This window comes from Natronohydrobacter thiooxidans (genome assembly GCF_001884735.1).
Lineage (GTDB): Bacteria > Pseudomonadota > Alphaproteobacteria > Rhodobacterales > Rhodobacteraceae > Roseinatronobacter > Roseinatronobacter thiooxidans_A.
Genome location: NZ_MJAP01000010.1, coordinates 145398 through 153931, shown reverse-complemented (window position 1 = coordinate 153931; position 8534 = coordinate 145398). Strand labels below are relative to the sequence as shown.

Sequence of the window (8534 nt, the reverse complement as noted above, 5' to 3'; positions counted from 1 at the left end):
GATTAAACGCGACACGCTCTAATGCGCGGCAAATGCCACGCCTTGCGCAAGCGTGCTGCCGGGCGGGTCGATATGCCCGCCCGAGACCAGTTCAGCGATGGCCTGCGCGTTCGTCCAGTAGCCGGGTCAGCCAGTCCGGGTCCATCTGCGGCACCGAGGAGAGCAGCAATTCGGTATAGGGTTCATGCGGGGGCGCGAACATCTCGGGTTTTGGCCCCTGCTCGATCACGCGGCCCTTTTGCATGACCACCACCTCATCGGCGATGGCGCGCACGGTCGAGAGGTCATGGGTGATGAACATATAGGCCAGATTCAACTCGCGTTGCAGCCGGTCCAGAAGCTTCAGGATGCCTTCCTGCACGATCTGGTCGAGCGCGCTTGTCACCTCGTCGCAGATGATCAGTCGCGGCTCTGCGGCAAGCGCGCGGGCAATGCCGATGCGCTGTTTCTGCCCGCCGGAGAGTTCCGAGGGCAGCCGGTCGATATATTTGTCCGGCTCCAGTTCGATCAGCGCCAGCAACTCGCGGATCCGCGCGTCCAGCGCGCGCCCGCGCAGCCCCAGATACATATAGGCGGGACGCCCGATCAGCTCGCGCAGGCGCAGTTTGGGGTTCAGCGCGGTGTCGGCCATCTGATAGATCATCTGGCATTGCCGCAACTGATCGCGGCTGCGGGCGCGGTAATCGGGCGGCAGCGGCGTGCCGTCGAACACGACCTGCCCTTCGCGCGGCGGCAGAAGGCCGGTGATCACGCGGGCCACTGTCGATTTGCCCGACCCGCTTTCACCCACAACCGCCAAGGTGCGCCCGGCATGGATGTCGAAACTGACATCGTGCAGAATGTCGATCTTGCCATAGCTTGCGCGGACATTCTGGACCGAGACCAGCGGCGCGCCTTCGGGCGGGGGGGCGTCGGGGCGCGCGAAGCTGCGCACGGCCCAGAGGCTTTTGGTATAATCCGCCTTGGGGGCGGACAGCATGGTGCGGGTGTCGGCCTCTTCCACCTCATCGCCGCGCAACAGGATCTTGATGCGATCAGCCATCTGCGCCACCACGGCCAGATCATGTGTGATATAGATCGCCGCGGTGTTGTAGTCGCGCACGATGTCGCGGATCGCGGCCAGAACCTCGATCTGGGTGGTCACGTCGAGCGCGGTGGTGGGTTCGTCAAAGATGATCAGATCGGGGTGACTGGCCATCGCCATCGCGGTCATGGCGCGCTGCAACTGGCCGCCCGAGACCTGATGCGGATAGCGAAAGCCGATCTCGTCAGGATGGGGCAGCTGCATCTTGCGGTAGAGGGTTTTCGCCTCGGCCTCGGCCTTGGACCGGCCCATGCCGCCCAGCACCGGCACTTCGCTATACTGGTCGATCAGCTTATGGGCCGGGTTGAAACTGGCGGCGGCGGATTGCGCGACATAGGCGATGCGCCGCCCGCGCAGGGCGCGCTTTTTCGCCTCGGAGGCGCGGCGCAGGTCGATCCCGTCGAAATTGATCTCGCCGCCCGAAATACGGCAGCCATCGCGGGCAAAGCCCATCGCGGCCAGCCCCAGCGTGGATTTGCCCGCACCGGATTCGCCGATCAGCCCCAGAACCTCGCCGCGATGAAGGGTCAGATCGACGCCCTTGATGATCGGCAGCCAGTCATCGCCTGCGCGGCCTTCGATCCTCAGATCCTTGATGGTCAGAAGCACATCTGCCATTATCCCTGCTCCTTCAGGCCGGATGCGCGGTAAAGCTGCCAGTCCACGACGAAATTTACCGCCACGGTCAGGAGCGCGATGGCGCCGGCCGGCAGCAGCGGGGTCACATCGCCGAAGGTGATCAGGGTCGCATTGTCGCGCACCATGCTGCCCCAGTCGGCGGTCGGGGGCTGAATGCCAAGACCGAGGAAGGACAGCGACGAGATGGTGAGGAACACGAAGCAGAAGCGCAGCCCGAATTCCGCGACCAGCGGTGCCAATGCATTGGGCAGGATCTCGCGCCGGATCAGATACCAGTTGCCCTCGCCGCGCAGGCGGGCGGCTTCGATATAATCCATGACCACGACGCCTTGGGCGACAGAGCGCGCGATGCGGTAGACGCGGGTCGCATCCACTGCGGCGATCACGAAGATCAGGGTCATGACCGTGGTGCCGAAGATCGTGAGCAGCAGAAGCGAGAAGATCAGCGAGGGGATGGCCATCAGCGCATCGACGAAGCGCGAAAGCACCTGATCGAGCCAGCCACCGCGCAGCGCGGCCCAGATCCCCAGGAGCGAGCCGACGATGAAGGCCAGTGCGGTGGTCGCAAAAGCGATGCCGACCGTGTTGCGCGCGCCATAGATCAGCCGCGAGAGCATGTCGCGGCCGAGCCGGTCCGTACCGAGCCAATGCGCGCTGTCCCAGGGCTGGAATTGCGTGCCCACGACCGCGCGTTCGGGGAAAGGTGCAAGCAGCGGCGCGAAGAAGGCCACAAGGATATAGAGCGCGATCACCCAGAGACCGAAAGCGGCGGTCAGCGGCATGTCGCGTGCGACCACGGCCATATGGCGCGGCAGGGCGCGGGCAAGCCCGGCACGGAACAGCCATGAAAGCGGGATGCTGGCCGCGATGAAGGCGGCGAGGAAGATCAGGACAGCCATCATTTCCTCCGCATCAGGCGCGGGTTGGTGAGTGTCGAGAGCACATCCGCTGTCAAGTTGAGAAGCACATAGGCCGAGGCGAAGATCAGCGCGATGGCCTGCACGACGGCAATGTCGCGTTTCGACACGCTATCGACCATCAACTGCCCAAGCCCCGGATAGACGAAGACCACCTCGACCACCACAACCCCGGTGATCAGATAGGCAAGGTTCAGCGCGATCACATTGATGATCGGGGCCAGCGCATTGGGCAGGGCATGGCGCAGCACGATACGCAGCGGCGACAGGCCCTTGAGGCGCGCCATCTCGATATAGGGCGAGGCCATCAGGTTGATGATCGCCGCGCGGGTCATGCGCATCATATGGGCGGTGACGACCAGCGTCAGCGTGAGCGCAGGCAGGAAGGTGACATAGAGTTTGTCGCCAAGGCTCATGGCGGGCGAAAGGCGCGTCATCGAGGGGAAATAGCCGCTCTGGGCCAGCAGGAAGATCAGGATATAGGCGACGAAGAATTCGGGGAAGGAAATGGCGGAGAGCGCACCGGCATTGGCGACGCGATCAAAGATCGAATTGCGCCACAGCGCCGCGAGGACACCAAGGATCAGCGAGAGCGGCACGGCGATGGCAGCGGCATAGAGTGCGAGAAACACCGTATTGCCCAGACGCGCGGAGAGCATATCGGCAATCGGGCGGCGGGTGGCGAGCGAGACCCCGAAATCGCCTTGCAGCACGCCTGTCAGCCAGTCCCAGTAGCGTACCGGCGCAGGCAGATCGAGGCCCATCTGTCGGCGGAGCGCGGCGACGGTTTCGGGCGTTGCGGACTGGCCCAACAGGCTAGAGGCCAGATCGCCGGGCAAAAGTTCGGTCGCGCCAAAAATCACCAGCGAAACGACGAAGAGTGTCAGAACCCCGAGTGCGAGGCGCTGCAGGATCATCACGACAACTGCGTGCATCCGTCCCCCTATGTCTTTATTGCGCCTTTACAGGCGAAAACCCCGCCCCGTTTCGGGGGCGGGGCGAAGCGATCAGGCAAACCACCAGCGTTCGACGCAGCGGAACCCGTCAAGGTTCCAGTTCGCCGAAATCTGTTCCGGCGTGGCCACATTCGTGGCTGTCGCCATGACGAAATTGTTGTTCATCGGGATGATGACCGATCCCTCGAAGGACACGATGCGCTGCATCTCCTGATACATCTCGCGCCGCAGATCTTCGTCAACCTCGGACCGCGCCTGCACCAGAAGCTCGTTGAAGCGATCATGCGACCAGAAACTGTCATTCCATGTGGCACCGGCTGCGTAACCGGTGGTGAACATATGGTCCTCGACCGCACGTCCGCCCCAATAGCTGGCGACAAAGGGTTTCTGCATCCAGACATTATCCCAATAGCCGTCATTGGGTTCGCGGATCAGGTTGATATTGATACCCGCCTGCGCGGCGGTTTCAGCAAAAAGCGCACCGGCATCGACGGCCCCAGAGAAGGCCGCATCGGCGACATGCAGATCAACCGTCAGGCTGTCCATGCCCGCCTCGCGCAGGTAGAAGCGCGCGCGGTCGGGGTCGAAACTCTTGGGTTCCATATCTGCATAGAAATAGCGGTTGGCCGGGCCGATCGGGTTGTCATTGGACACAGCCCCATGCCCGCCGAGAATGGTATCGACCATCTGCTGGCGGTCGATGGCGTATTTCAGCGCGAGCCGCACATTATTGTCACTGAAAGGCGCCGCGCGGGCATCCATCGGGAAGACATAATGCGCATTGCCGGGGATCGAGAGGATATTGGCGACGCCACGCGCTTCGAGCATGCCGATGGTCGCCGGGTCGATCTGGTCGATCAGTTCGACCTGCCCGGTCATCAGCGCATTCAGGCGGGCGGCGGAATCGAGGATCGCGAGAATTTCCACACGGTCGAAATGGGCGCGGTCCGATTTCCAGTAATCCGGGTTGCGGTTCAGGCTGGCCTGCACGCCCGGCTCGTAGCTTTCGACGATATAGGGGCCGCAGCCATCGGTCGAGCTCGGGTCGATCCTGCCATCCGCGCTTGGCATGATCGCAAGGTGATAATCCGACATCAGATAGGCGAAATCGCCATTCGGCGCGTCCAGCGTGACCACGACATTCTGGCCATCGGCGCGGATATCCTGCACCGGGTCGAAGAATTGCTTGATGGCCGAGGTCGCATCCTCGCCGCGGTGGTGGTTCAGCGAGGCGATGACATCCTCGACCGTGAGATTCTTGCCGGAATGGAAGGTGACACCCTGACGGATGCGGAAAATCCAGGTCTGGCCATCCGGCGATTCCCAGCTTTCTGCGATTTCCGGGATAAGCTGGCCATCGGCATCGACCTCGATCAGCTGGTTGTGGCGCGCGGCGGCGAAGACCTGCGCATAGAGGTTGTCCCAAAGCCCCGGATCATAGCCGTCGGTCGAGTTGCCGTGACCCAGACCAATGCGGAACGTGCCGCCCTTGTTCGGCGCGGCCTGCGCCTTGCGGTAACTGGCGGGCAGGATCAGCCCGGCAGCCCCCAGCGCGGTTGCCCCTTTGAGAAGCCCGCGACGGGTCATGCCTGTGTGATGAGATCTGTCGGTCATGTTGCGTTTCTCCCTGTTGCGGTTTCTTGGTTGCAAGCGATCCATAGCTTGCCCCTGACCGCTGCCACTAAGCGCATCTTGTAACAGAAATACTACATGCGCCATCCCGGAAGAATAGAGAGAAAAGATTTGTAACCGTCAAGATATATGTTTGATTGATCAGTCAATAAACCTCAGAGCCGCTGCGCTGCGGCATGCACCGCTGCCGAAACTCATATTTTGCAGGCATTTCCGGGTCGCATCGCATCAGAGCGGAATCGAGAGCGACTCTGAGCGGCCATTCCTGTCGAGCAGCACGATACGGCTGATCCCGCCCAGACGCTGCGCGCAGGCGCGTAGCGCATCGCTGCTCATGAAGCAGGCGGCGGTGGACAGCCCGTCCGCAAGGGCCGCATCCTCGGCGATGACCGCGACGCTGGACCATTTCGCCTGCCCCTGGCCCGCCGGATGCAGGATGTGATCTGCGCCGCGACCAAGGGACAAGGCAGCGGGGCTGGAGATCGCTAGTGCGCCATCGGACAGATCGACGGTCGCGAAAATCCCCTGCGCGGGATCGGCAAGGCCCAGACGCCACGGGCCGCCCAGCGTCGCGGTCTCGCCGATATCGACCATGACGCGGGTCAGGCCGCCCGCGCGCAGCAGGCGCCTCACCGCATCCGTGGCCGCGCCCTGCGCGATGCCGTTGAAACTGAGCGCCTGCCCCCTCGCCAGCCGCAAACCGCGCCGGGTGGCGCTTGGCAGAGTGACGCGAGTCCAGCCGACAAGCGCCCGCGCGGCGGCCAGGTCGCCGCCCGTCGCATGGGCCAGCCAGAGCGGCTGGATGCTGGGGTCGAACACCCCGCCCGTCTCACGGTGCAACCGGTCGGAGAGGGCAAGCAGGTCGCGCCAGCGCGGGTCCAGATCGGGCAGATGGCCCTGACGGTTCAGCCGGACCAGATCCGAATCCGCACGAAACAGGCTGAAGCGGGCCTCATGCGCCTCAATCTCCAGCCTTGCGCGGGCGAGTAGCGGGCGGGTCAGGTGGTCGGGGCCGTCAAGCGTGATGCTGACATCAGCCCCGAGTGCCGCGCCGCGCCATGTCACGCGCGGCGCGGGCGCATCTGGGCGGGAGGAGCCGGCCAGCGCCATGCAGGCGGTGATGGTCAGGAAGCGGCGGCGGGTGAGCGCGCTCATGCCGGCGCCTCTTGCGGTTTCGGTTCGGGCGCGGGCTGAACCGGTATGGGGCGGGTGGATTTGCGCGCGGCCAGGATCAGCGGCACGCAGCGTTTTTCGTCATCATGGATCGCGACGCAATCAAGGCATTGGAAACATTCGGAATAGGCGATCTTGCCGCTTTTCTCGATGGCCCCATAGCTGCATTTGACGCGGCAGAGCTGGCAGGGGCTGCCGCATTCCGCGCGCCGCGCAATCCAGTCGCGGCCCCGGATCAGCCCGCCAATCGCCATGACCGCACCCAATGGGCAGAGATAGCGGCAGAAGCCCTTGAAGAGCACCATGCCCAAGAGAAGCCAGAATGCGGCATAGGCGACATAGAGCCAGTCGCGGATGAAGAACATGGTTATCGCGGTCTTGAAGGGCTCGATCTCGGCGGCGGTATCGACATGCTGGGGCGCGAAAGCCACCAGCGCCACCAGCCCACCAAGTGCGATATATTTCAGCGATTTCAGCCGCTTGTCCCAAGCTGCGGATGGCTCGATCTGCGGCAGGCGCAGCAGGCGCCCCAGATGATGCGCGAATTCCTGCAGCGCACCGAAGGGACACAGCCAGCCACAGAAGAGCCCCCTGCCCCAGAGCACAAAGCCCAGAATCGCAGCGGCCCAGAGGATCAGCGAGAACGGGTCATAGAGCAGGAAAAGGTAAGAGCCGCCTTCAAGCGCTGTGCGCAAGACACCCAGGGGTGTGACGATGGACAATTGCCCCTGCCCCCAGAAGCCGACAAAGCCGGTCATCACGGCAAGGATCAGCAACCGCGCGGGGGTGAAATGCCGCCAGCCTGCAAACCGGTTCATCCTTGCGCCAAGCGCCCAGACCAGCGCGGCCAGACCAAGCGCCAGCAGGATCAGGTCAATCTGGCGGTTTTGCAGCGCTTCCAGCCATGGCGGCGGCGGGGTGATGACGCGCTCGCGCAGGAAGAAGCGTTCATCGGTCTGATGCGCGAGTTGCAGCTCCACGCGCCCGATTTCAGGGGTGATGAAACCATGTTCGCGCAGGGCCTCGATGATCAGGGTGAAAGGTTCGGCAGGGTTGAAACCCAACCGTCGATCCGTGCGCAGGATCATCGCGGTGCCTTCGGGCGCATCGGGGGCGAGATCCACCTGAAAATCGGCATCGCGCAGCGCGATGGGAAAGCCGCCCTGTTCGGCCTTGATCAGATCGGGCGCGGTATTGCGCACGAAGCTCTCGCTGACCAGCCCGTGCCGCCCGGCCTCGATCAGCAGCAGAAACTCATCGGTGGGTGCAACACCCTGAAACCGCGCCATCTGCGCGATGGTGGACGGCGCAAGCGCCGCGCGGGCCAGTGCGGGCGGGGACACATCGAGAAGCCAGAGGTCGAGATAGGCCCCGTCCGGGTCTGCCTGCGCTTCCGGGTCCGCATAGGCCCAGCGCGTGCCCTGAAAAGCAGCATCGATCTCCGCATTGCTGACGCGCAGATGACTGGCCAGCCCCTGATCGACCAGATCGGCCCATGTGAGCGCCTCGTCATGGTCAGGGTCCGGGCGCGCGGCAGGCGCGGCGACACGGCCCTGCATATGTTCGCGCGCGACCGCATGGGCGGCGGCCATGATCGACTCATGCGCGATGCGGACCGAGGCCGTGGCCTTGGTGATCCCGTCGAGATGGATGAGCGAGGATCCGGCATCCGCGCCGCCATAGGGCGTGCCGATACGCATGGGCGACCAGATGGATTTCCCGGCATATTGCTCGAAAAACGCGAGAAACGGGGCCTCGCCCATGCCGGAAATGAAGATCGGCTCGTTATGATGCACAAGGCGCACGGTGACGAAGGTGCCATCCCGGTCCAGCACCACCAGCGCATTGACCGGGGCGCCGGCGAATCCCGGCAAGGGCGCATAGGGCTGGGTGGTGAAGACAAACCCGGCGGGCGCCCCGCCCGAATTGACGACCTGATAGAGGCCCTTGTCATTCAATGCCGCGCCCAAGCCAAAAGGCGGGGGCACATAGGCCAGCATTTCCTGCGGGGAAAGCACCTGCCCGCGGGCGGGCAAGGCCAGCAGGACACACAGCAGAAACAGGCGCAGAATCGGGATCATGCAGGGCACGATACTGAAGGCCAGCGCCTGCGGATATGCGACTTTCGCCCAA

At 63.8% G+C, this 8534-nt stretch carries 6 protein-coding genes; all 6 read right to left on the bottom strand.

From position 1 onward, the window contains the following. Positions 1–91: 91 nt before the first annotated feature. The 6 genes from BG457_RS07505 to BG457_RS07480 all read right to left on the bottom strand — a co-directional run bounded on the left by BG457_RS07505 (position 92) and on the right by BG457_RS07480 (position 8482). Positions 92–1702, bottom strand: coding sequence for an ABC transporter ATP-binding protein (locus BG457_RS07505; protein WP_071796396.1), 1611 nt, complete (start codon positions 1700–1702; stop codon positions 92–94). Continuing rightward, positions 1702–2622, bottom strand: a complete 921-nt coding sequence (locus BG457_RS07500) for an ABC transporter permease (protein WP_217649499.1) — start codon at positions 2620–2622, stop codon at positions 1702–1704. The genes BG457_RS07505 and BG457_RS07500 overlap by 1 nt, the downstream gene beginning before the upstream one ends. Beyond that, positions 2622–3575, bottom strand: a complete 954-nt coding sequence (locus tag BG457_RS07495) for an ABC transporter permease (RefSeq protein WP_071796395.1) — start codon at positions 3573–3575, stop codon at positions 2622–2624. The genes BG457_RS07500 and BG457_RS07495 overlap by 1 nt, the downstream gene beginning before the upstream one ends. Positions 3576–3647: 72 nt before the next feature. Continuing rightward, complete coding sequence (locus BG457_RS07490; RefSeq protein WP_071796394.1) at positions 3648–5210, bottom strand: ABC transporter substrate-binding protein; 1563 nt, start codon at positions 5208–5210, stop codon at positions 3648–3650. A 246-nt stretch (positions 5211–5456) separates the two neighbouring features. After that, entirely contained in the window at positions 5457–6383 is a 927-nt protein-coding gene (locus BG457_RS07485) for an FAD:protein FMN transferase (protein ID WP_071796393.1), read from the bottom strand. After that, positions 6380–8482, bottom strand: a complete 2103-nt coding sequence (locus tag BG457_RS07480) for a 4Fe-4S binding protein (protein ID WP_071796392.1) — start codon at positions 8480–8482, stop codon at positions 6380–6382. Before BG457_RS07480 ends, BG457_RS07485 begins: the two co-directional genes overlap by 4 nt. Positions 8483–8534: the final 52 nt, after the last annotated feature.

Coding starts and splice junctions, on each gene's coding strand:
- BG457_RS07500 (WP_217649499.1), bottom strand. CDS start 2,622: ATGGCTGTCCTGATCTTCCTCGCCGCCTTCATCGCGGCCAGCATCCCG.
- BG457_RS07480 (WP_071796392.1), bottom strand. CDS start 8,482: ATGATCCCGATTCTGCGCCTGTTTCTGCTGTGTGTCCTGCTGGCCTTG.
- BG457_RS07490 (WP_071796394.1), bottom strand. CDS start 5,210: ATGACCGACAGATCTCATCACACAGGCATGACCCGTCGCGGGCTTCTC.
- BG457_RS07505 (WP_071796396.1), bottom strand. CDS start 1,702: ATGGCAGATGTGCTTCTGACCATCAAGGATCTGAGGATCGAAGGCCGC.
- BG457_RS07485 (WP_071796393.1), bottom strand. CDS start 6,383: ATGAGCGCGCTCACCCGCCGCCGCTTCCTGACCATCACCGCCTGCATG.
- BG457_RS07495 (WP_071796395.1), bottom strand. CDS start 3,575: ATGCACGCAGTTGTCGTGATGATCCTGCAGCGCCTCGCACTCGGGGTT.